The sequence below is a fragment of the Mesorhizobium sp. CA12 genome (assembly GCF_020165255.1).
Taxonomy (GTDB): domain Bacteria; phylum Pseudomonadota; class Alphaproteobacteria; order Rhizobiales; family Rhizobiaceae; genus Mesorhizobium.
Genome location: NZ_JAIUHT010000025.1, coordinates 62,053 through 84,669, shown reverse-complemented (window position 1 = coordinate 84,669; position 22,617 = coordinate 62,053). Strand labels below are relative to the sequence as shown.

General features: G+C 65.4%; 23 protein-coding genes. 8 read left to right on the top strand and 15 right to left on the bottom strand.

Annotated elements, in window-relative coordinates; all coding sequences use genetic code 11:
* Positions 1-108 precede the first annotated feature (108 nt).
* Complete coding sequence (locus LB520_RS27930) at positions 109-369, bottom strand: hypothetical protein (protein WP_224640078.1); 261 nt, start codon at positions 367-369, stop codon at positions 109-111.
* A gap of 130 nt (positions 370-499) precedes the next feature.
* On the opposite strand from LB520_RS27930, the gene gcvA reads away from it, so the two are divergent.
* Positions 500-1,420 (top strand): transcriptional regulator GcvA, encoded by a 921-nt coding sequence (gene gcvA, locus LB520_RS27925; protein WP_140698256.1) that lies wholly within the window; start codon positions 500-502, stop codon positions 1,418-1,420.
* Between the two features lie 90 nt (positions 1,421-1,510).
* Here the strand turns inward: gcvA and LB520_RS27920 are convergent, their stop codons facing one another.
* The 6 genes from LB520_RS27920 to tsaD form a co-directional block, all read right to left on the bottom strand.
* On the bottom strand, positions 1,511-1,936 hold the full coding sequence (locus LB520_RS27920; RefSeq protein ID WP_224640077.1) for a DUF1761 domain-containing protein: 426 nt from the start codon (positions 1,934-1,936) through the stop codon (positions 1,511-1,513).
* A gap of 50 nt (positions 1,937-1,986) precedes the next feature.
* A complete protein-coding gene (locus tag LB520_RS27915; RefSeq protein ID WP_224640076.1) occupies positions 1,987-2,685 on the bottom strand; it encodes a class I SAM-dependent methyltransferase in 699 nt (232 codons plus the stop codon).
* On the bottom strand, positions 2,640-3,065 hold the full coding sequence (locus tag LB520_RS27910) for an EVE domain-containing protein (RefSeq protein WP_095769579.1): 426 nt from the start codon (positions 3,063-3,065) through the stop codon (positions 2,640-2,642). The genes LB520_RS27915 and LB520_RS27910 overlap by 46 nt, the downstream gene beginning before the upstream one ends.
* Before the next feature lie 90 nt (positions 3,066-3,155).
* Positions 3,156-3,452 carry a YciI-like protein gene (locus LB520_RS27905; protein ID WP_224640075.1) on the bottom strand — a complete coding sequence of 99 codons (297 nt, stop codon included), beginning with the start codon at positions 3,450-3,452 and terminating at the stop codon, positions 3,156-3,158.
* Between the two features lie 15 nt (positions 3,453-3,467).
* The gene (locus LB520_RS27900) at positions 3,468-4,469 is read right to left on the bottom strand and encodes an NAD(P)H-dependent glycerol-3-phosphate dehydrogenase (protein WP_224640074.1); all 1,002 of its coding nucleotides are present in this window, start codon (positions 4,467-4,469) and stop codon (positions 3,468-3,470) included.
* Entirely contained in the window at positions 4,466-5,551 is a 1,086-nt protein-coding gene (tsaD, locus tag LB520_RS27895; protein WP_224640083.1) for a tRNA (adenosine(37)-N6)-threonylcarbamoyltransferase complex transferase subunit TsaD, read from the bottom strand. Before tsaD ends, LB520_RS27900 begins: the two co-directional genes overlap by 4 nt.
* A gap of 104 nt (positions 5,552-5,655) precedes the next feature.
* Here tsaD and hemC point away from each other — a divergent pair, with 104 nt between their 5' ends.
* The 6 genes from hemC to LB520_RS27865 all read left to right on the top strand — a co-directional run bounded on the left by hemC (position 5,656) and on the right by LB520_RS27865 (position 11,726).
* Positions 5,656-6,579 (top strand): hydroxymethylbilane synthase, encoded by a 924-nt coding sequence (gene hemC, locus LB520_RS27890; protein ID WP_224640073.1) that lies wholly within the window; start codon positions 5,656-5,658, stop codon positions 6,577-6,579.
* A gap of 1 nt (position 6,580) precedes the next feature.
* Entirely contained in the window at positions 6,581-7,294 is a 714-nt protein-coding gene (locus LB520_RS27885) for a uroporphyrinogen-III synthase (protein WP_224640072.1), read from the top strand.
* A gap of 106 nt (positions 7,295-7,400) precedes the next feature.
* On the top strand, positions 7,401-8,879 hold the full coding sequence (locus tag LB520_RS27880; RefSeq protein WP_224640071.1) for a COG4223 family protein: 1,479 nt from the start codon (positions 7,401-7,403) through the stop codon (positions 8,877-8,879).
* A gap of 9 nt (positions 8,880-8,888) precedes the next feature.
* Positions 8,889-10,466: a heme biosynthesis protein HemY gene (locus tag LB520_RS27875; protein WP_224640070.1), complete on the top strand. Its 1,578-nt coding sequence runs from the start codon at positions 8,889-8,891 to the stop codon at positions 10,464-10,466.
* Positions 10,467-10,511: 45 nt separating this feature from the next.
* Positions 10,512-10,991, top strand: a complete 480-nt coding sequence (locus LB520_RS27870; RefSeq protein ID WP_224640069.1) for a TerB family tellurite resistance protein — start codon at positions 10,512-10,514, stop codon at positions 10,989-10,991.
* Between the two features lie 18 nt (positions 10,992-11,009).
* The gene (locus LB520_RS27865; RefSeq protein WP_224640068.1) at positions 11,010-11,726 is read left to right on the top strand and encodes a glutamine amidotransferase; all 717 of its coding nucleotides are present in this window, start codon (positions 11,010-11,012) and stop codon (positions 11,724-11,726) included.
* A gap of 125 nt (positions 11,727-11,851) precedes the next feature.
* Here the strand turns inward: LB520_RS27865 and LB520_RS27860 are convergent, their stop codons facing one another.
* From LB520_RS27860 to LB520_RS27850, 3 genes are all read right to left on the bottom strand, one after another.
* Entirely contained in the window at positions 11,852-15,055 is a 3,204-nt protein-coding gene (locus LB520_RS27860) for an efflux RND transporter permease subunit (RefSeq protein WP_224640067.1), read from the bottom strand.
* Positions 15,052-16,158: an efflux RND transporter periplasmic adaptor subunit gene (locus tag LB520_RS27855; protein ID WP_224640082.1), complete on the bottom strand. Its 1,107-nt coding sequence runs from the start codon at positions 16,156-16,158 to the stop codon at positions 15,052-15,054. The genes LB520_RS27860 and LB520_RS27855 overlap by 4 nt, the downstream gene beginning before the upstream one ends.
* Positions 16,159-16,466: 308 nt before the next feature.
* Entirely contained in the window at positions 16,467-16,772 is a 306-nt protein-coding gene (locus LB520_RS27850) for a hypothetical protein (RefSeq protein WP_224640066.1), read from the bottom strand.
* A 74-nt stretch (positions 16,773-16,846) separates the two neighbouring features.
* On the opposite strand from LB520_RS27850, the gene LB520_RS27845 reads away from it, so the two are divergent.
* Positions 16,847-17,077: a hypothetical protein gene (locus tag LB520_RS27845; protein ID WP_224602396.1), complete on the top strand. Its 231-nt coding sequence runs from the start codon at positions 16,847-16,849 to the stop codon at positions 17,075-17,077.
* An 87-nt stretch (positions 17,078-17,164) separates the two neighbouring features.
* Here LB520_RS27845 and LB520_RS27840 read toward each other — a convergent pair whose 3' ends face one another.
* The 5 genes from LB520_RS27840 to zwf all read right to left on the bottom strand — a co-directional run bounded on the left by LB520_RS27840 (position 17,165) and on the right by zwf (position 22,605).
* The gene (locus LB520_RS27840) at positions 17,165-18,406 is read right to left on the bottom strand and encodes an MFS transporter (RefSeq protein ID WP_224640081.1); all 1,242 of its coding nucleotides are present in this window, start codon (positions 18,404-18,406) and stop codon (positions 17,165-17,167) included.
* Positions 18,407-18,560: 154 nt separating this feature from the next.
* Positions 18,561-19,661 carry a pyridoxal phosphate-dependent aminotransferase gene (locus tag LB520_RS27835; protein ID WP_224640065.1) on the bottom strand — a complete coding sequence of 367 codons (1,101 nt, stop codon included), beginning with the start codon at positions 19,659-19,661 and terminating at the stop codon, positions 18,561-18,563.
* A gap of 178 nt (positions 19,662-19,839) precedes the next feature.
* A complete protein-coding gene (locus LB520_RS27830) occupies positions 19,840-20,301 on the bottom strand; it encodes a MucR family transcriptional regulator (protein WP_095769591.1) in 462 nt (153 codons plus the stop codon).
* Between the two features lie 205 nt (positions 20,302-20,506).
* Entirely contained in the window at positions 20,507-21,211 is a 705-nt protein-coding gene (locus tag LB520_RS27825; protein ID WP_224640064.1) for an ROK family protein, read from the bottom strand.
* A gap of 17 nt (positions 21,212-21,228) precedes the next feature.
* Positions 21,229-22,605 carry a glucose-6-phosphate dehydrogenase gene (gene zwf, locus LB520_RS27820; protein ID WP_224547158.1) on the bottom strand — a complete coding sequence of 459 codons (1,377 nt, stop codon included), beginning with the start codon at positions 22,603-22,605 and terminating at the stop codon, positions 21,229-21,231.
* Positions 22,606-22,617 lie beyond the last annotated feature (12 nt).

Genomic DNA, 22,617 nt, shown 5'->3' with positions numbered 1-22,617 from the left:
GTAGGCAGTAGGCAGTAGGCAGTAGGCAGTAGGCAGTAGGCAGTAGGCAGTAGGCAGTAGGCAGTAGGCAGTAGGTGTCTCCTTCCCTATTGCCTATTTGCCTAATCTTTACTGCCTCTTTCCCGGTTTCTGCCAGCCCGTGCCGAGCAGCCCGATCTCGCGGAGCTCCCTGTCCATCGTCTTCGCGATGTCCCGGCGTCCAGCGCCGATGTCGCGCAGCTGGCCGTCGGAAAGGTCTTCGACTGACTCGTGCGGCAGCCAGACGGCGACGCGAGCCTGGCGCAGCCAATCGCGTGCTGAACGCAGCCAAAGCGTGAAGCCGGAACGGGATTCCAGGGTGGTGCATGACTTCAGGACGATCTCAGACATGGCTCTATCCGTGTTCTCTGGATATCAAATCCGGTTTTATAGTGTTTCGATGAAGCCATGATGCCGGATTGAAAAACAAACGGGAAACGAGTAGTTCTTTTCTGATCGTCAAGTTTTATTTGGAGATCATATGTCCAAGCTGCTGCCGGGAACGCGTGCGCTGCGGACGTTCGAAGCGGCCGCCAGGCATCTCAACTTCACCCGCGCGGCCGACGAGCTCGGCCTGACGCCAGCGGCGGTCAGCCACCAGATCAAGGAAATCGAGGATCAGCTCGGGCTAGTGCTGTTCACGCGCACCAGCCGCACTATCCGGCTGACGGAGGCAGGCAATGTGCTGCTGGAGGCCTCGGTCGATGCGCTTGACCTGCTGAACCGCGCCGTCAGCCGCGCCCGCAAGATGACCCGCGGCACGGCGCTGCTGAAGGTGACGCTCGACGCGCAGTTCGCGACGAAATGGCTGATGCGCCGCGTCGACGACTTCCGCAAGCAAAAGCCGGGCATCGAGCTGCGCTTCGACATCACCTACGATGTCCGGGATTTCGACCTCGACGACGTCGATGTCGGCATCCGCTTCGGCGCCGGCAAATATCCGGGGCTCTGCGCGCATCGGCTGTTCGAGAACATCATCATCCCGGTATGCAGCCCAGCGCTGCTGGCGTCAGGTCCGCCGCTGAAGGAGCCGCGCGACCTGTTCAACCACACGCTCGCGCATATCGAATGGTCACGGCAGGGCGTGACCTGGCCGAACTGGAGCATGTGGATGCACGCGGCCGGCGTCGACGACTTCGACGACAGCCGCACCCTGGTCTTCGGATCGTCGACCGACGCCACCCAGGCGGCGCTCGACGGCAACGCGGTGGCGCTCGCCGACTTCGCCATGGTCGCCAACGATCTTTCCCAGGGACGTCTGGTGCGGCCTTTCGAGCTCGGCATCAAGGTCGCGCCGGAATTCGCCTATTTCCTGGTCTATCCGGAGGCGGCGAAGGACGACGCGCGCGTCGTCGCCTTTCGCGAATGGCTTACCGAGGAGGCGGCGAAGACGCCGACGTGATGGCCTAAATACTTGTTTCCGCGCAATTCCGGAGGGAAGGCTACGGCGAAGTCGCCGAGCCTAAACGCTTACACTTTTCCTGGAATTGCTTTAGCCAGCCGCGGCGGCCGGCGCGCCGAACCAGCCGATGATGGCGCCGATGATCAGCATCACGCCCAGCCAGTGGCCGGCATCGATCAGCGTCAGGGTCCAGCCGAAGCCTTCATAACGGTGGTTGACGGTGAGCGTGGTAGCGATGAAGCCGAGCCAAAGCACGAAGCCGAACAGCAGCCCGGCGATCGGGTTCGGCTCGCCGCCGGTTATCGCGCCCACCACCAGCGTCAGCACGAGCGCCATGATCAGCTCGGCGATGAAGCTGACGACGAAGGGAGCGACCGAGCGCTGCATGGTGGCCGGGTCGAGCTTGGCGGCCTTCAGCCAAGGCTTGCTCAAGCCCATGTACCAGGCGGCGCCGAACAGCCACGCGACGGCGGCGGCGGCGATCACCGCCAGCCAGTTCACGACCGAAAAATCCATGCTTTCCCCTCCAAGTTGAAAGGCGATGGAACGCTTGTTCGGCGATCGCGTCAAGCAAGGCGCCAGACGGTCGTGCGCTTGACTTCGGCATCTTCCAGCACGCGCGTCACCGGAACCTGGTACATGGCAAGCGCTTCCAACCCGGTCCTGGGGAGATAGGCACGGCCGGGATCACCGACGAGGATCTCGGCGCCGCGCGCCTTCAGAGAGGTGAACCAGGGCAGCAACCGGTCGGCGAAGGTCTTGTCGTAGAAGACGTCGCCGGCAAGCAAGACGTCCCAGCCATCGTCGGTGCCGACGCAATCCGTGCCGCGGAATTGCGCTTCAACGCCGTTGGCTTCGAGGTTGAGCGCGATCGCCGTCTCGCAGAACGAGTCGATGTCGGCGGCGATTACTTGCTTCGCGCCGGCTTTCATCGCTGCGATCGCGACGAGGCCGGAACCAGAGGCGAAATCGAGCACCCGTTTGCCGCGTACGGTGCCCGGATTGTCGAGCACATAGCGGGCGAGGCCCTGGCCGCCGGCCCAGGCGAAGGCCCAGAAAGGCGGCGGCAGGCCGATCTCGGCCAGCTCTTCCTCGGTGCGCAGCCATAGATCATGCGCCTCGTCGGCGAGGTGCAGCAGCACTTCCGGCACATGCGGCGGCGCCATCAGCGCCGTGTTGTCGAGGATGAACTTTCTCGCGCTTCTCGGCGTGAGCTTGGTCACGGCGCCGGGTTGAGCTCGGCCATGCGGCAGACCTCTTTCCATTCGGCCGGCGTCACCGGCTGCACGGAAAGCCGGCCGAGCCGGACCAGCGCCATCTCGGCGAGCTTCGGGTTGGCCTTGACCTCTTCCAGCGTCACCGGCTTCGGCACGTCCTTATAGGCGCGGATGTCGACGCATTCCCAGCGCGGATCGTCGGTCGTGGTGTCGGGATGGGCCAGCGCGCAGACCTCGGCGATGCCGACGATGTCGAGGCCCTCATTGGAATGGTAGAAGAAACCGAGATCGCCGATCTGCATCGCCTTCATGTTGTTGCGGGCGGCGTAGTTGCGAACGCCGTCCCATTGCGTGCCGGCCTTGCCTTTGGCCTTCAGCGCCTCGAAGGAAAAGACCGAGGGTTCGGACTTGAACAGCCAGTAGTTCATATCGTTTGTCCCATCGCTTTGTCGCACCGCCACGCATGGCGTTCCCGTCTATGCTTACTCTCTCGCCGTCGATGCGGCGAGGGCAGCCAATCATGCGCCGGCGGGCTTCTGGAAGACCCAGTTCCACGGACGGATCTGGACGCTTTCGAACAGGCCGGCCTTAGCGTAGGGATCGGCCGCGGCCAAAGCTTGGGCAGCAGCCATGTCCGGCGCTTCGATCATCACCAGGCTGCCGTCCGGCTTGCCGTCGGCGTCGAGGAAGGGACCCGCAAAGGCAAGCTTGCCGTCGGCGATCAGGCCTTCCAGGAACGCCGCATGCGCCGGCCGCGTGTCGACGCGCAGCTGCAGGCTGCCGGGCTTGTCCTTGCAAATCAACGCAAACAGCATTTTCAACTCCGATGGTCAGATGTCGGTTTCGGTTTTGAGCGGCCTCGTCATCAGCGCGGTCACGGCCTGGCCGATCGTCACCTTGCCGTCGAGGATGGCGGCGACGGCCGAGATGATCGGCGCCTCGATGCCGCGCTCGGCGGCGATGCGGGCGGCGATGCCCGCCGTCGGCACGCCTTCGGCCAGCGGCAGGCCGGCAAGCGGCTTGCCCTGGCCGAGCGCCAAGCCATAGGCGAAATTGCGCGACTGTGCCGAGGAGCAAGTGAGCAAGAGGTCGCCGAGGCCGGAAAGCCCCATCAGAGTTTCCGGCCGGGCGTCGAAGGCCGCGCCGATGCGGCGCAATTCGACGAAGCCGCGCGTCACCATGGCGGCCTGGGCGCTGGCGCCGAGGCCTGCGCCAGTGACAGCACCGGCGGCAATGGCAAAGACGTTCTTCAGCGCGCCGCCGATCTCGACGCCGATCAGGTCGTCGCTCGAATAGCAGCGCAGGTTCTCCGCTGAGAAGCGCGCGGCAAGCTCGGCCGCCAATTCCGCATCGCGGGCGGCAACCACCACGGCGGTCGGCAGGCCGCGCGCGACGTCGCTGGCGAAGCTCGGGCCGGAAAGCGCCGCGACCGGATTGCCCGGCAGGCTTTCCTCGACGATCGCCGAGAGCAGCGCGCCGGTATCGCGCTCGATGCCCTTGGCGCAGAGCACCAGCGGCGCTCCCTGGGGCACATGGTTGCGGGCGTTGGCCAGGATGGCGCGCAGCGACTGCGCCGGCGTCACGGCGAGCACGCAGTCGGCGCCTTCAAGCGCCGCGGCAATGTCGCTGGTGGCCGTGATGCCGGGCTCGATCCTGATGCTGGGCAGGTAGCGCGGGTTCTGGCCGCGGGCGATGGCGGCGACGGTTTCGGCGTCGCGAGCATAGAGCCGGACATCATGGCCGGCGCGCAACATGGCCAGCGCCAGCGCCGTGCCCCAGGCGCCGCCGCCCAGCACCGCAACACGCCAGCCGCTGGTGCTCTTCTTGGTCATGCCTTGGCACCACGCCGGCCCGAGCCGACCAGAGGCGCGGAAACACTGTCGAGCGGCCAGCGCGAGCGCGGCACGAAATCGGCGGCATTTTCGTCGGCGATGCCGGCGCGCAGCCGCTCTATGCCGGCCCAGGCGATCATCGCCGCATTGTCGGTGCAAAGCTTCTGCGGCGGCGCGACGAATGCGAAGCCGGCCTCGAAACACAGCGCTTCGAGCGTCGCCTTGATGGTGCGGTTGGCGGCGACGCCGCCGGCAACGACCAGCGCCGGCTTTGGATGGTCCGGGAATTCCTGGCGGAACCGGGCAAGGGTGCGGCCGACACGATCGTCCAGCGCGTCGGCCACCGCGGCCTGGAAAGAGGCGCAGATGTCGGCGACGTCCTGGTCGCTCAGCGGCGCGATCGCCGTCGCCGCCTGGCGCACCGCCGTCTTCAGGCCGGAGAAGGAGAAATCGGGCTGCGCCGAGCCCTTCATCGGGCGCGGGAAGGCAAAGCGGCCTGCATCGCCGCTGGCGGCCGCCTTCTCGACATTCGGGCCGCCGGGATAGGGCAGGCCAAGCATCTTGGCGGTCTTGTCGAAGGCCTCGCCCAGCGCATCGTCTATGGTGGTCGCCCAGCGCTGGTAATCGCCGACGCCGCGCACCGCGACGATCTGGGTGTGGCCGCCGGAAACGAGCAGGAGAAGGTAAGGAAAATCGAGGCCGTCGGTCAGCCGTGCCGTCAGCGCGTGGCCTTCGAGGTGGTTGATGGCGATCAGCGGCTTGTTGGCGGCGGCGGCGATTGCCTTGGCGGTCATCAAGCCGACGATCAATCCGCCGACCAGGCCCGGCCCTGCTGTCGCGGCGATCGCGTCGATCTCATCGAGCGACACCGCCGAATCGGCGAGCGCCGCCTCGACGATGCCGTCCAGCGCCTCGACATGGGCGCGGGCGGCGATCTCCGGCACGACGCCGCCAAAGGCCGCATGCTCCTCGATCTGGCTGAGCACGATGTTGGACAGGATTTCGGGCGCGGCGACGCCGTCCAGCGCCACAACGCTGGCCGCCGTCTCGTCGCAGCTCGTCTCAATGCCCAGAACGCGGATCAATTGGTCGCTGGCCTCTATGATTGTATCACCGGCCAATCCCAATTAGGAAAAGGCCCGGCAGACCTCAAGCTGCCCCGGGGGGTTATCACGGACCGCGCGCCATGCAAACTTTGAAAATCGGAACACGCGGCAGTCCGCTGGCATTGGCCCAGGCGCATGAGACGCGGGCGCGGCTGATGCAGGCGCATGGCCTGCCCGAAGAGGCGTTCGAAGTGGTGCCGATCTCGACCAGTGGTGACCGCATCCAGGACCGGCCGCTGTCGGAGGCCGGCGGCAAGGGCCTGTTCACCAAGGAAATCGAGGAAGCGCTGCTCGAGCGCCGCATCGACATCGCCGTGCATTCGTCGAAGGACATGCCGACGGTGCTGCCCGTCGGGCTGGAGCTTGTCACTTTCCTGCCGCGCGAGGACGCGCGCGACGCCTTTATCGGCAAGAACGTGAAGCGGATCGCGGACCTGCCGCATGGCGCCGCGGTCGGATCGTCATCGCTGCGCCGTCAAGCGCTGATCCGCCGCATGCGGCCGGATCTCGACGTGGTGATCTTCCGCGGCAATGTGCAGACCAGGCTGCGCAAGCTGGACGAAGGCGTCGCCGAGGGCACCATCCTCGCCTATGCCGGATTGAAGCGCCTCGGACTTGAGCATGTCGTCACCGACCTGATGCCGCTGGAAGCTTTTCCGCCGGCGCCGGGGCAAGGCGCGATCGGCATCGAAACCCGCATCGGCGACCGCGACGTCGAAAAGATGCTGGCGGCGATCCATCACGTGCCGACCGGCCAGGCGCTCACCTGCGAGCGTGCCTTCCTCGCCGCGCTCGACGGCTCCTGCCGCACGCCGATCGCCGGCCATGCGATGGTGGCGGGCGAAAAACTGTCCTTTGACGGACTGATCATCTCGCCCGACGGCACGGAATCGCACGAGGTCCAGTTGGAAGGCGAGGCTGCCGACGCGGCGGAGATCGGCCTGGACGCGGCGCGCACGGTCCGCACCAAGGCTGGTGCGACATTCTTCGACGGCTGGGCCTGACATGATCCGCGTCCTGGTGACGAGGCCGGAGCCTGGCGCGTCGCGCACGGCACGGCGCCTCGAAGCCCTGGGATTCCAACCCGTCTTGCTGCCGGTGACCGAGACGAGCGCATTGCCGGTCGAGGCGAGCATCGGCACCGATGCCGTCGCGGTCGTCGTCACCAGCGCCAATGCGGTGCGGCATGCGCCGAAGGCGCTGATCGCGGCACTTGCGCGCCTACCTTGCCACGCGGTCGGGAAAAGGACGGCCGAGGCCTGCCGCGCGGCGGGATTTTTCGCCGTCACCGAAGGTCCGGGCGATGCCGAGGCGCTGGCCTATGCCATCGCCGGCTGCCTTGCCGGCAAGGCAATCGTCTATCTGTGCGGCCGCGTCCGCTTGCCTGCGTTCGAGCAGCGGCTGGCGGCGGCTGGCGTGCATGTCCAGGCGATCGAGACCTACGACACGACAGGTGTCGACCATGGCGATGCCGATGTGGTCGCCCGCCTGTCGGATCGGCCGATCGACGCGGCGCTGCTCTATTCGGCCAAAGCCAGCTTGGCGCTGGCCAGCCTGATTGCGCGGCCGGCCTTGCGGCATCTCTTTGAAAAAACGGAATTCCTGGCGCTTTCGGCGCGTGTCGCCGAGCCGCTGGGCAGGGTTGCCGGTAGCAGGGTCCGCACTGCACCCAAACCCGAGGAAGAGGCGCTGCTGGCGCTTTTGTCGCTGCCCGGCTGAGCCGCGTCATCACACCGCCCCTTTTCACCGCTTGGTGATGTGCTAGAGCATCCTGACGCTCTGGACCCCTTTGATCCATCCTCAAGCCATTTTGCGGAGCCCAAGCATGGTCAAGACGCCGAAGATGCGACATTCGAAGACCCGGCGCGAGCCGGTGACCATCGAACTCGAGCCCGGCGCCGTCTCGCGAATCACCGACGAGGATGCCGCCAAGGCCGAGGCCAAGGCAGCGCAAACCGACGAGGCGAAGGCGGAAGAGGCCGCCGCTGCTTCGCAGCCGGAGCCGCCGGAAGAGCCGATCCATGCCGAGCAGGCCGATATCGAGCCGTGGGAGCATAGCGACGCCGCGCAGGCAACTACCGATAAATCAGAGGCCGGCAAGGACGAGCCGGAGGCGCCGTATCCCGGCGCGTCCGATGCGCCGAAGAGCCAGCCCAAGGGCTTCGATTACAATTTCGAGGACGCATCCGCGCCTGGCGCCGGCGCCTCGGCATCGAAGGCAAGCGAGACACGAAGTGAGACATGGGGCGAGGATGGCGTGCCGCAGCCCCCGCGCAGAACCGGCGTCAACGCCATCGCTGCGGGCGTCGTCGGCGGCGTGATCGCGCTTGCCGGCGCCGGCCTGCTGCAGGCGGTCGGGCTGATTGGCGCGCCGGGATCGAACGGAGGATCGCTCGATGGCGTCAATGGCGAGATCGCTTCGCTGAAAACCGAGATCGCGGCGCTGAAGGAAAGCGGCGGCACCGGGGCGGCCTCGGCCAAGGTCGAGGGCCTGTCCTCGGCGCTCGATCAGGTCAAGGCCGATGTGGCGGCGCTGAAATCGTCGGCCGGCCAGGGCGGCGACGGCGCTACGCTCAAGGCGCTCGGCGACAAGGTCGGCCAGATCGAGACAACCGTCGCCGAGCTGCAGAAGAACGGCAATGCGGCACCCGCCGATCTCGGTCCGCTCAACGAGAAGATCGCCGGGCTCGACGCGCTGGTGAAATCGGCGGGCGATGCGGCCAAGGCCGAGGACGACCGGGTCGCGGCGCTGGAGCAGTCCGTATCGCAGCTTTCCGGCAAGGTCGAGGCGCAGGCCTCGCAACCCAAGATCGCGCTGGCGATCGCCGCCTCGGCGCTGAAGTCGGCGCTCGATCGCGGCGCGCCGTTCGCGACCGAGCTCGACACCTTCGCGGCGATCGCGCCGGACGCGCCCGAGCTCGCGGCGCTGCGCTCCTATGCCGAAAAGGGCGTGCCGACCCGCGCCACCATCGCTGCGGAGGCCGATGCCGCCGCCAACGCCATGGTCGATGCGGCAAAGCCGGTCGACCAGAATGCCGGCTTCTTCCAGAGCCTGGTGTCGAGCGCTGAATCGCTGGTCAAGGTGCGGCCGGTCGGCGCGGTCGAAGGCAAGGGCGTGCCGGAAACCGTCGCGCGCATGGAAGTGGCGGTCAACCAGGGCGATTACGCCAAGGCGCTCAGCGAATATGACACGCTGCCGGACGCGGCAAAGGCGGCCGGCGCCGATTTTGCCGACAAACTGAAGGCACGGCTGGAGGTCGAAAAGCAGCTCGAAGCGCTGATTGCCGGCGCGACGAAGGCTTAAGGAGACAAGATGATCCGCATCCTCGTCTTCCTCGCCGTCGTCTTCGCGCTCGGGCTCGGCTTTGCCTGGCTGGCAGACCGCCCGGGCGAGATGCTCGTCACCTTCAACGGCTACCAGTACCAGGTCACGCTGATGGTGGCGGCGGTGGCGATCGTCGCTGTTGTGGCGGCGGTGATGATCGTCTGGTGGCTGATCAAGTCGCTGTGGAACAGCCCCTACACGATCTCGCGCTATTTTAGGGTGCGCCGCCGCGACCGCGGATACCAGGCATTGTCGACGGGCATGATCGCCGCCGGCGCCGGCGACGGCGCGCTGGCGCGCAAGAAGACCAAGGAGGCGGCCAAGCTGATCAGCTCCGATCAGGAGCCGCTGATCAACCTGCTCGACGCCCAGGCCTCGCTGCTCGAAGGCGACCATAAAGGCGCGCGGGAGAAATTCGAGCGCATGCTCGACGATCCCGAGATGCGGCTGCTCGGCCTGCGCGGGCTTTATCTGGAGGCCGAGCGCCTCGGCGACCGCAATGCCGCGCGCCACTATGCCGGCCGCGCGGCGGCGGTGGCGCCGCAGCTTGCCTGGGCGGCGGAATCGACGCTGGAAGAACTTACCGAACGCGGCGATTGGGACGGCGCGCTGAAGCTGGTCGAGGCGCAGAAATCGACCAGGCAGATCGAGCGCGACGCCGCCAATCGCCGCCGCGCCGTGCTGCTCACCGCCAAGGCGCAGGCGCTGGTCGACAGCGACCCGAACGCGGCCCGCACCGCGGCGCTCGAAGCCAACAAGCTGGCGCCGGATTTCGCGCCGGCCGCGGTGATCGCCGCCGATCTGGTTATCCGGCAAAACGACGTGCGCAAGGGCTCCAAGATCCTGGAGGCCGCCTGGAAGGTCGAGCCGCATCCCGACATCGCCGAGCTCTATACCCATGCCAGGCCGGGAGACGCCGTGCTCGATCGTCTGAACCGCGCGAAGAAGCTGCAGGAATTGAAGAGGAATCATCCCGAGTCGTCGATGGCCGTGGCGCGCGCAGCGCTCAATGCTCAGGATTTCGCCACGGCGCGGCGCGAGGCGGAGGCCGCGATCCGCATGGATCGTCGCGAGGGCGCCTATCTTCTGCTCGCCGATATCGAGGAGGCCGAGACCGGCGACCAGGGCAAGGTCAGGCAGCTCTTATCGAAGGCCGTGCGCGCGCCGCGCGATCCGGCCTGGGTGGCGGACGGCGTCATCTCCGAGCGCTGGGCGCCGGTGTCGCCAGTCACTGGCAAGCTCGATGCCTTCACCTGGCGGGCGCCGATGGAGCGGCTTGGCCAGCTGATCGACAGCGACGCGGATGTCGCCGTACCGGCGATCACGGCCGCGCCGCCTGTCCAGCCTGTCGCCGAAAAGGCGATCGACATCGTCGCCGATGCTCCGGCCGAGAAGCCGGCGCCGGTGCCTTCAAACGGCGGCGAGAAGCAAGCGTCCGTTGCGGAAGCCGTCAGCGAGGCTGAAATCGGCGAGCCCGGTCCGGAGCTGCCGCCTCTGCCGGATGACCCGGGCGTCACGCCGGAAGAAGAAGCGGAAAAATCGCCGCGCCGCTTTCGTTTGTTCTGAGGCTGTGTTCTGGGACCGGGTTTGTTGGGCAGGGAAAAAACATCGATGTTCGAGCGCGTATTGTCCTTCCTGAGGGATCTGCCGGCTGGGCGCGAGACCAAGCCGAGCGCCGACGATCCGCGCGTCGCGGCTTCGGCGCTGCTCTATCATGTGATGAACGCCGACGGCGTGCGCCAGGACGTCGAGTGGGAACGGTTCAAGCAGATCCTGGCCGAGACCTATTCGGTGAGCGGCAAGGAACTCGATGCGCTGGCGGCGGCCGGCGAGCGCGCCGACAACGAGGCGATCGACCTCTACGCCTTCACCAGCGTCTTGAAGCGCCACCTCGACCCCGAGGCGCGCAAGGCCTTCATCGGCCTGATGTGGGAAATCGTCTATGCCGATGGCGAGCTTGATGAGCTCGAGGACAACACAGTCTGGCGGGTCGCCGAGCTGATCGGCGTCGAGCGTCGCGACCGCATCGAGGCGCGCCGCAAGGCGGCAGCCGAGGTGCCCGGCGCGCGGGGCGAATCGAGCGACGAATAGCAGGATCTTTTGCCTTCCATGCCACCCAGACCGAGGCCGAGACCAAAAATCCTGATCGTGCTGCATCAGGAGACTTCGAGCCCCGGCCGCGTCGGCCACATGCTCCTGGAAGAAGGCTTCGACCTCGACATCCGCCGGCCGCCATTGGGTGACGAATTGCCCTGCACGCTGGACGGTCACGCCGGCGCGGTTATCTTCGGCGGGCCGATGAGCGCCAATGACGAGGACGAGTTCGTCCGCCGCGAAACCGACTGGCTGGAAATCCCGCTCAAGGAGAACCGACCGTTCCTCGGCATCTGCCTCGGGGCGCAGATGCTCGCCAACCATCTCGGCGGCAAGGTCGAGGGCCATGGCGAAGGCCTGGTCGAGATCGGCTGGTATCCGCTGAAGGCGACCGATGCCGGCAAGAAGCTGCTGCACTGGCCGGAGATGGTCTACCAGTTCCACCGCGAAGGCTTTTCGCTGCCGAAGGAAGCGACGCTGCTGGCAACCGCGGAAACCTATCCCAACCAGGCGTTTCGTTACGGCGACAATGCCTGGGGCATCCAGTTCCATGGCGAGCTGACAAGGGCGATGATGCAGCGCTGGGTGGTGCGCGGCGCGCATCGCTTCGAACTGCCCGGCGCCCAGCCCGGCCGCGACCATCTCGGCGGCCGGCTGATCTGGGACATGCACCTCAAGCGCTGGCTGGGCGAGTTTTTGCAGCTGATTTTTGGCAGGCCGGCTGTGGGGTAGGGCAAACTGATGCGGCTGTTGGACTGGATCAGACCGACCAGCATCTGCGCCGCACCTGCCGAGGTCGCGCAGATCGTTGCCTCGCCGCGCCAATTTTCTGCGCCCGACGCGGCGAATCCGTAACCCTACTCGGCGGCCGTCTCCGACGGCGCCTCTGCCGGCCCCGAAGGCTCGGCTTCGGCACGGGGCTTGCGCCGTGAAAACAGCGACCTGAGCGTGACGTAGAACACCGGCGTCAGGAACAGGCCGACGAAGGTGACCCCGAGCATGCCGGAGAACACCGCGGTGCCGAGCGACTGGCGCATTTCTGCGCCCGGGCCCGTTGCGATCATCAGCGGCACGACGCCGAGGATGAACGCGAAGGCGGTCATCAGGATCGGCCGCAGCCTGAGCCGGCAGGCTTCGACGGCGGCCTCGGCGGCCGACAGGCCGCGTTCCTGCGCCTGCCGCGCGAATTCGACGATCAGGATCGCGTTCTTGGCGGCAAGCCCGATCAGCACGATGAGGCCGATCTGCACGAGAATGTTGTTGTCCAGCCCTCGGAAAGTCACGCCAAGCAACGCCGCGAGCACGCCGAGCGGCACCACCAGCACAATGGCGAACGGCAACACCCAGCTTTCATATTGCGCCGCCAGCGCCAGGAACACGAACAGCACCGACAGTCCGAAGATATAGACGGCGGCATTGCCGGTGTTGCGCTCCTGATAGGCAAGCTCGGTCCATTCATAGGAGGTACCGGCCGGCAATGTCTTTGCCGTGATCCCTTCCATCAATGCCAGCGCGTCGCCCGTGGAGACGCCAGGCGCGGCGTTGCCCTGCAGCGGCACCGAGACGTACATGTTGTAGCGCTGGACCAGCGCCGGGCCGGTGACGTCGCGGATCTCGATCAACGTGCCGAGCGGAACCAGCGCGCCGGTCGCCGAGCGAACCTTCAATTTCAAGATGTCGGAGCGATCGAGGCGGAACGCCTGGTCGGCCTGCGCTCGCACCTGGTAGACGCGCCCGAAAGCGTTGAAGTCGTTGACGTAGGCGGTGCCCAGATTGATCGACAGTGTCTCGAAGATGTTGGGGATCGGCACGTTCAGGATGCGCGCCTTGTCGCGATCGATCGCCAGGAAGAATTGCGGGCTCGACGCGGAGAACGTGGTGAACACGCCTGTCAGCCCCGGCGTCTTATTGGCCTTGCCGGCGATTTCGTAGGCAAGCGCCAGGATCTGCCGCATGTCGGCGCTGTTGCGCTCCTGGATCTGCAGCTTGAAGCCGCCGGCATTGCCGACGCCGCGGATCGGCGGCGGCGGCAGTGCGATAATGAAGGCTTCCTTGATGCTTTGCAGGCTGCCGAACAGATTGCCGATGACCTTGGTCGCCGACTGGCCGGCTTTCAGCCGCTCGTCAAACGGCTTGAACCTGGCGAAGATCACGCCCTGGTTGCTGGCGTTGGTGAAGGTCGCGCCGGAGAAGCCGGCGAAGGCGACCGCGTAGTCGACGCCTGGCGTTTTCTGGATGATCTGCGACGCCTGCTGGATGACCGCATCGGTCCTCGACAGCGAGGCGCCGTCGGGCAACTGGACCACGACGATCGCATAGCCCTGGTCGAGCGATGGGATGAAACCGCGCGGCACGGCCTGCGCCATGTAGACCGTGGCGGAGATCAGGCCCGCGAAAACGGCCAGCATGGCGGCGATCGTTATCCACGAGCCGACCAGCACGCGGATGATGCTCGAATACCAATGGGCGACCCTGTCGAAGCCGCGATTGAACCCGTCGGCGAGCGCCCGTCCGAACCGCGCCAGGAAAAAGCGAGGCGGCGCCGCCGCGGCGCGGTGCGACTTGAACAGCAGTGCGGCCAGCGCCGGCGAAAGCGTCAGCGAATTGCATGCCGAGATCGCCGTCGACACCGCGATGGTGATCGCAAACTGCAGGTAGAATTGCCCGGAAATGCCGGGGATGAAGGCTGTCGGCACGAAGACGGCTATCAGCACCAGCGAGATCGCGATAATGGCCGTTCCGACTTCGTTCATGGTCAGGTGCGACGCCGGATTGGGCGCGAGCCCACTGGCGATATTGCGCTCGACGTTCTCGACCACGACGATCGCATCGTCGACGACGATGCCGATCGCCAGAACGAGCCCGAACAGCGACAGCATGTTGAGCGAGAAGCCGGCGGCGTAAAGCACAGCCAGCGTGCCGATCAGCGACACGGGGATCGCCACGATCGGCACGATCGCCATGCGCCACGACTGCAGGAAGACGATGATGACGATGATGACCAGCAACATCGCCTCGAGGATCGTCTTGTAGACCTCGTGGATCGACTCGGCGACGAATTCTGTCGGATTGTAGACGATTTCGTAGCTCAACCCGTTCGGGAAGTCGCGGGAAAGCTCCTTCATCTTGTCCTGGATCTCCGCGGCCGCGGCGAGCGCATTGGTGCCCGGCCGCTGGAAGATGGCGAGCGCCACCGCCGGTTTGCCGTTGAGATAGGAGTTGGTCACGTAATCCTTGGCTCCGAGCTCGATGCGCGCAACGTCCTGCAGCGAGATCAGGCGGCCGTCGTCGGTCGATTTGACGATCACGTATCGGAAGTCGCGGGCGTCGTTGAAGCGGCCTTGCGTGGTGACCGTGTACTGGAACGCCGTGCCGGTGCCGGTCGGCGGCGCGCCGATCGAGCCGCCCGACACTTGGACGTTCTGGTCGCGCAGCGCCTGCACCACATCGCCTGAGGTCATCCCCAGGGCGGACAGTTTTTCCGGATCAAGCCAGATGCGCAGCGAATATTCGCGTTCGCCGAAGATGATGAGGTCGCCGACGCCGTCTAACCTGAGCAGTATGTCGCGCACCCGCGAGCGGGCGTAGTTCGAGACGTAGAGCTGGTCGTAGGTATTGTCGGGCGACAGCATGTGCACGACCATCATCAGGTCGGGCGAGCTCTTGGTGGTGGTGATGCCGAGGCGGCGGACTTCTTCGGGCAGGCGCGGCTCGGCGACCGACACGCGGTTCTGCACAAGCACCTGCGCCTTGTCGAGATCGGTGCCCAGCTTGAAGGTGATGGTCAGCGCCATCGACCCGTCGCCCGACGAATAGGACGACATGTAGAGCATGCCCTCGACGCCGTTGATCTCCTGCTCGATCGGTGTTGCCACCGTCGCTGCGACCGTCTGGGCGTCGGCGCCCGGATACTGCGCGCGAACGACGATGGTCGGCGGCGCGATCTCGGGATATTGCGCGACCGGCAGCTGGGTATAAGCAATCCCGCCGAGGATCAGCAGGACGATCGAAACGACCGATGCGAAGATGGGGCGGTCGACGAAGAAATGTGCGAACCTCATTGCTGCAACCCGGCGGTGTCGGCCTTGGGCGGCAACGTCACCATCTCGGCCTTCACTTTGGTGCCAGGCCTGGCGTGCATCAGCCCTTTGACGATGATCGTCTCGCCGCCGGTCAGGCCCGAGCGGATCACCCGGTAGCCGTCGAGAAGCGGGCCGGTGCGCACGGGCTTCGCCGACACCATCCCGGCCTCATCCACCAGGAAGACGATGCGTCGATCCTGATCGGCGCCGATCGCGTCGTCGGGCACCAGCACGCCGCTATGCGGCAGCGACCCCGGCACGTTGATGCGCCCGAACATGCCTGGCTGGAGAATGCCGTCGGGGTTGGCAAACTTCGCACGCACCCGCATGGTGCCGGTCGCGTTGTCGATCCGGTTCTCGGCAAAATCGAGCTTGCCTTTGAGCACCGCCTCCGCGCGGTCAGCGACATGAACCTCCACATCGAGCCCGCTGGCGCCTTCCTGCATGCTGCCGCCGCGCGCCTTCGCGTCGCGGGCGTAGCTGAAATACAGGCGCTCATCGACGTCGAAATAGAAGTCGATCGGGTCGCGCGTGACGATGGTCGTCAGCAAGGTGGAATCCGGCTGCACGAGGTTGCCGACCGACACCAGCCGGCGGTCGATGCGGCCGGATAAAGGCGCCTTGATCTCGGTGAATTCCATGTTCAGGCTGGCCGTCGTCAGCGCAGCCGTCGCGCCCTGCATCTGCGCCTGCGCCGCAAGGTATTCCCGCCGGCGGTCGTCGACCGTGGCGGGCGAGATGTTGCCGGTCGTGGCAAGCTCGTTGGCGCGATCCAGCTGCATCTTGGTGAATTCGAGCAGTGACTTGGCGACGTCCACTTGCGATTTGGCGGCATCATAAGCGGCCTGGTACGGACGCTGGTCGATGGTGAAGAGCAGGTCGCCCTTGTTGACCAGCGAGCCGTCCTGGAAGCTGACCTTGTCCAGATAGCCGCTGACGCGCGAACGGATGGCGACCTGGTCGACGGCTTCGAAGCGCCCGACGAACTCGTCGTCTTCGACGATATCACGCACCACCGGCTTGGCCGCCGTCACCGCTGGTAGCTGCTGGTCCTGCGCCAACGCAGCGCTGCCGAAAGCCATGCCGAGCAGGAATGCCGCCGACACGGCGGCGCGGGCAAGCCAGTTGGCCGATCGACGGGGTCGCCCGCCCGCGTCGCGATGCAATTGCCCATTCCCTGTGGTGTCCATTTGCGTCCCCGCTCGCTGGACCCGGAGGTCGATTGATCCGCTTCACGCTCAGGCTTCTAGTGGAGATCAGACTGCAGCGTTGTGCACAGCAACATGATCATTTTCCATGCGGGCTGAAATGTCCACCCCGTGGCTGCCCATCGCCATCCGGCAAGGCCGACATCGATCATACAGACGCGACGGCCACTTCACGCCACGAGTCAAAGTTCGTGCTCGCCCTGGCGTCCGGTCACCAAGCAATCCAGGACATCGGAGTTCACCGTTTGGTGATGATGCGCATCGCAGCGAGAGCGTATGGCGACCGTCAGCGCTGCAACAGCGGTTTCACTCCTGTCGCTGCTTTCGTCGGATTTCCAGATGCTGTGCAGCAGCAGCCCGGAGATCGCTGAAATCATCCGCACGACCGCGCTTGAGTAGCGCGGCGCGGCGCAGCCGTCCAAATAAGTGTCGTTGCTAGCTCCGAGGCGCTGGCGAATGCATCGGCTTTCCCCGCCGGCGCTGTGCATCGCCGGTCTGGCCGCTATCGGCGGAGCGGCGAATCTGTGCTAAGGCGCCGCGCAATCAATCAAAGGAAGACACTGTGAACGAACTGACCTTGGCCGAGGCGACCGAAAATATCTATGCCTCACTCCGAGCCGACAATGCCGAACTCGATACGCATATCGCGGCACTCAAGGCGGCGCTGGCGCGGGAGGGGAAGAAACAGGCGGTTTTCGATCCGGCCAGGCTGGTGCAGAACAACCGCGCCGGCCGCAAGTTGATGCAGGCCTATTTTCGGCAGCGGGGCGTCAGCGTGAGCTTTTCGGAGTAGAAACAGCTTCCGACCCTACCTCGCTGGTCGACAGCGCAGCGTGATTGGCCCGAACGTCGGATCCAGCGGCTTGGATTCAGAACTCAGTCAGTTCCGGCTGTTCAGGTGCCGCACCTGCCGCAGCGCCGGGAACAGATACGCCCATAGGGCGGCGACGGCGATGGCGCCGATGCCGCCGATCACCACTGCGGGAACCGTGCCGATCAGCGCCGCCATGGTGCCGGCGCGGAATTCGCCGAGCTCGTTCGACGCGCCGACGAAGACCTGGTTGACGGCGTTGACGCGGCCGCGCACCTCGTCCGGCGTCCAGAGCTGGATCAGCGTCTCGCGGATGTAGACGCTGAACATGTCGGTCGCTCCAAGCAAGGCGAGTGCGACGATGGACAGCCAGGTGATGGTCGACAGGCCGAACAGCACTATCGAGGCGCCGTACAAGGCGACGAAGCCGAGCATGATCTTGCCGGCATGGTCGCGGATCGGATGGCCGGCCAGCCAGACGGCGACGCAGATGGCGCCGATGCCCGGCGCCGAGCGCAGCAGTCCGAGCCCCCAGGGACCAAGCTGCAAAATGTCGCGCGCATAGACCGGCAGCAACGCAAAGGCGCCCGACAGGAGCACGGCGAACAGGTCGAGCGAGATCGCGCCGAGCACGATCTTCTCGCCCCAGATGTAGCTGAAGCCGGCAAACAGCGTCTGCATCGTCGGCTTGTCGGTGGCCGTCTGCTGGGCAGGCTTGGGAATGGTGAACACAAGCATGCTCGCAACCAGCATCAGCACAGCGGCGGTGGCGTAGGCGACTTCCGCCGACACGCCGTAGAGCAGGCCGCCGGCGACCGGGCCGACGATGGTCGCCGTCTGCCAGGCCGACGAATTCCAGGCTATCGCGTTGGCGAAATCTTCCTGCGGCACGAGATTGGCGAACAAGGAGGACGAGGCCGGACCGTAGAAAGCGCGGGCAATGCCGAACATGACCAGCACGAGGAAGATCGGCAGCGGGCTGGTCAGGCCGCGCAGCGTCAGAAGCAGCAGGGCCAAGGCGCAGCCGGCCTCGACCAGGGTCGCCAGCGTCATGATCAGCCGGCGGCCGAAGCGGTCGGCGACGACGCCGGTGACCAGGACCAGGAGCAGCGAAGGCAGGAACTGGACGATGCCGACAATGCCGAGGTCGAACGGATTGCGGGTCAGGTCATAGACCTGCCAGCCGACGGCGACCGAGACGACCATGGTGGCGAAGGTGGTGAGGAAGCGCGCCGTCCAGTAGCTGAGGAACGGGCGGTGCCGGAACGCGGCGTAGCGCTGGTCTGGTGACGTTGCTTCGACGGTCATGATTCGAGGGCCCCTTTGCGACAATGGCCGGCGGGGCACTTCCACGGTGGGCGCTGGTCCGGCCGCAACCCTTTAGCCCAGTTCGTCTTGCCATGCGCGTAAAAAATCCGCGCTGGATCTAAGAAAATCGAAATTCCCTGCTCTTGTGATGGGGCGTTCAGCCTCTCAAAGCAGCCGAGATGGCTTCCAGCCCGCCGCGCAACTCCGCCTCTTTCGGCCAGCCGAAACCGAGGCGGAAGAAACGCTTCGGCATCTCGAACCAGTGGCCGGGGCCGACATAGGTGCCGTATTCCTCCAGCAGCCTGGTGTAAAAGCGGTCAAGGTCGAAGCCGGCATCGACGTTGAGCCGTGGGAAACCGACGACGCCGCCTTGCGGCAGCACCCAGTCGACGAGAGGCTCGCCGTCGATCCAGGCCTGCACGATATCGCGGCGCTTGGCCATTTCGGGGAGCAGCGAGGCGAGGAAGGCATCGCGGCGTTCGAGCGTGGCGCGGGCGATCGCCTCGTCGATGACGCTGCCGCAGATGCCGATCTGCTCCTTGGCGGCGAGGAAGGTCTCCTGCAATTGCGGATCGCGGGTCATCAGCCAGCCGATGCGGATGCCCGGAATGCCGAAGGCCTTCGACAACGAGCAGACGCTGATGGCGGCGGAGCTGAGCGAGGCCGCCGACGGCAGCCGGGCGCCATAGGAGAGGTCGCGATAGGTCTCGTCGACCAGCAGGCGGCATTTGCGGCTTTCGGCAAGCGTAATCAGCGCGTCGAGATCGGCGCGTGTCATCATCGTGCCGGTCGGGTTGTGCGGGCAGGTGACGCTGATCAGCCTGGTGTTCGGCCGCAGCTCTGCCTTCACACGGTCGATGTCGATGGCAAAGCCCTCGTCAAAATCGAGATCGATGTAGGAGATGGCGCAGCCGATCGCCTTCGGTGTCTCGATGTTGGTGGCGTAGTTCGGCCGCACGACCACGAGATGGTCGCCGGCCGACAGAAGCGACGTGGCGATGATGAACAGCGCGCCGGCCGCGCCAGCGGTCACCAGCACATCATCGGGGGAAAGACCGCTGTCCTGCCCGGCGATAAGCGCCCGCAGTTCCCTGTCGCCGCGGTGCTCGCCATAAAACAATGTGAGGTCCGGCAGCGCGAGACCTATGTCGGAGAGTTTCTGGTCTGCGATCGAGCTTTCGGAAAGGTTGTAGCGGATGCGCTCGTAGCCGTATTCCTCCGGCGCTTCTTTCTCGATCACCATCCTGGTGTAGTTCATGACCATGTCCCCAAGCGGTTCATCCTTTTAAACAAACCGCGCGTCCTGTTTTGACGCAATTCCGTACGGCTTTTCTGGAATTGCCTGGTGGAACGGTATCCAAGCCATAAAAGCAGGAAGCCTGCCAAGGCTGATTCCTCGGCAGGCTTCCCTAAACCATTGGTGCAGGCGCGTTATTTCAGGCCGGGGCTTTGGCCTTCCTGGCCCTTGCAGGCTTCGCCGGCTCCGGTTCCGCCTTGCGGCCGAGGCCGATCGACTTGGCGAGCTGCGAGCGCGAGGCCGCGTAGTTGGGCGCGACCATCGGGTAATCCACCGGCAGGCCCCATTTGGTGCGGTAGGCTTCCGGCGTCAGTCCGAAATGCACGCCGATATGCCGCTTCAGCGATTTGAACTTCTTCCCGTCCTCGAGGCAGATGATGTAGTCCGGTGTCACCGAGCGCCTGGGATTGACGGCGGGGACCGGCGGGGGCGCCGCGGGCTCCGCCGGCTGGCTGATCCCGCCGATCGAAGAGGCGACGCTGGCGATCAGTCCGCCCAGGTCGGAAGCAGGCAAGCGGTTTTTGGCGACATAGGCCGATACGATATGAGCGGTGAGCTCGAGCAGGTCGATTTCCCTGGCTGTGCTGGTGTCCTCGTCCACGTAGTCCCTCCATTTCTGCCGCAAGGTCGCGAAACCGATCCGGTTTTCGCGGTGTAATGTCGAAGCGCTGCGAGCGTTGTTTGCGAATTCGGGAAGCCGCAGGGGCCGCAGGCCGGCGAATTCCTAGTCGGCAAATCTGCGCGGCGCAACATTTTGTCGCGTCAATACACGCTGTTTTGAACAATTATACTGAAATGTAACTATATCAGACGACCAGCGCCTTGTCGCGCCACAGACGAAATCCACCCTCGAAAGCGCGAGTGTTGTCGCCGCGCCGGGACTTTTCAGGCAATTGATCGAGCTTGTCGACATTGCCGCCGCCAATCACGACATAGTCAGGCTGCAAGGCGGCGCGGAGCCTATCGACAACGTCGAAAACGTATTTGCGCCACTTCTTCTTCCCGTGCTTCATCAAGCCGCGTTCGCCGACGTAATCTTCGAAAGTCGCTCCCTTCTTGTAGGGCAGGTGGGCGAGCTCCATGGGCTGGCCGACATTCTTGATGATCATGGCGGCGCCCAGGCCCGTGCCGAGGCCGAGGAACAGCATGCGGCCGCCGTCATAGCTGCCGATGGCCTGCATCAGCGCGTCGTTGACGAGCTTCACCGGCTTGCCGAAAGCGGCGGTGAAATCATAGCCGTTCCAGCCCTTGCCGAGATTGAAGGGATCGAGCGAGGGCTTGTTGTCGCGCACGGGGCCGGGATAGCCCATCGAGATGACGTCATAGTCCAGGCCCTCGGCCAGTTTCTTGACCGACGAGACGACCTGGTCCGGGGTCAGGCTCGGTCCGGATGCGACGCGGCGCATCTCGCCGCCTGCGCTGGTGAGGATCTTCACATGCGAGCCGCCGACATCGACGGTGAGCACGATCGGATCGCCGGTCGCCGCGGCTTTCTTTGCTGCCTTCGCCATCCCCGTCCTCCCCGATATTATTTGCTCGGATTGATCCAGCCATCGGGTGGGCCGAAGCCGTTCATGGCATCGACCGGCCCCCAGGTCTTGGGCGCATAGATCGCCGGCGCCGCGGTGTCGCCGAGCACCGGGCCGACGATGCGCCAGGCAAGCTCGGCCGCGTCCTGGCGCGTGAAGAGCTGGCCATTGCCGTTCATGGCGTCGCCGATCAGCCGCTCATAGGGCGGCATGTCGCCCTTGGTGTCGTCGAGCGCGGTCAGCTCCACCTGCTCGCCGATCATGTCGTCGCCGGCGACCTTGCGCTGGGCGCCGATCGAGATCGCCACCTGCGGGTCGATGCGGAAGCGCACATAATTGGCGTCGCCCGGCTTGATCGGATCGAAGACGTCGAGCGGCGGCCGCTTCATACGCACGATCACCTCGGTGGCGTGCACCGGCATGTTCTTGCCGGCGCGGATGAAGAAAGGCACATCCCGCCAGCGCCAGGTGTCGACGAAGAAGCGCACCGCGGCGAAGGTCTCGACCGGCGAGTTGGGCCTGACGCCCGGCTCGGCCAGATAGCCGTCGAATTGGCCGCGCACGACATCGTCCTTGGTCAGCGTGCGGATCGCGCGCAGCACCTGCACCTTCTCGTCGATCAGGTCGTCGGCCGAGCGGCCGACAGGCGGCTCCATGGCCAAAAGCAACAGGATGTTGAGCAGGTGATTTTCGATCACGTCGCGGATGCAGCCGACATCGTCATAGAATTTGCCGCGGCCCTCGACGCCGAAATCCTCGGCCATGGTGATCTGCACGCTCTCGACGAAGTTGCGGTTCCAGATCGGCTCGAGGAAGGAGTTGGCGAAGCGGAAATAGAGCAGGTTCTGGATCGCTTCCTTGCCGAGATAGTGGTCGATGCGGAAGATCGACTGCTCGTCGAACACCAGATGCAGCACCCGGTTGAGCCAGCGCGCCGACTGCAGGTCGTGGCCGAACGGCTTTTCCACCATCAGCCGCGCGCCGCGCGCGGTGCCGGACTGCTCCAGGCCCTGCACGACCGTTTCGAACATGGTCGGGGGGACGGCCATGTAGTGCAGCGGCCGCTGCGCGGAACCCAGCGCCGTCTTCAGCTTCTCGAAGGTCGCGCCGTCGCGGTAGTCGCCGCTGACATAGCGCAGCAGCGAGGCGAGCTTGGAAAAGACCTTGTCGTCGACACGGCCAAGCGCGGTGACGATGCCGTCGCGCGCACGGTCCACCAATTTGGGGAGCTCCCAAGGCTCGAAGGCGACGCCGATCACCGGCTCGCTCAGCGTGCCCTTGGCGACCATCTGGTAGAGCGCCGGGAAAATCTTCTTGTGCGCAAGATCGCCGGTCGCTCCGAAAAGCACCAGCGTGTCGGACCTCTCCTGGCTCATGCAGTCTCTCCC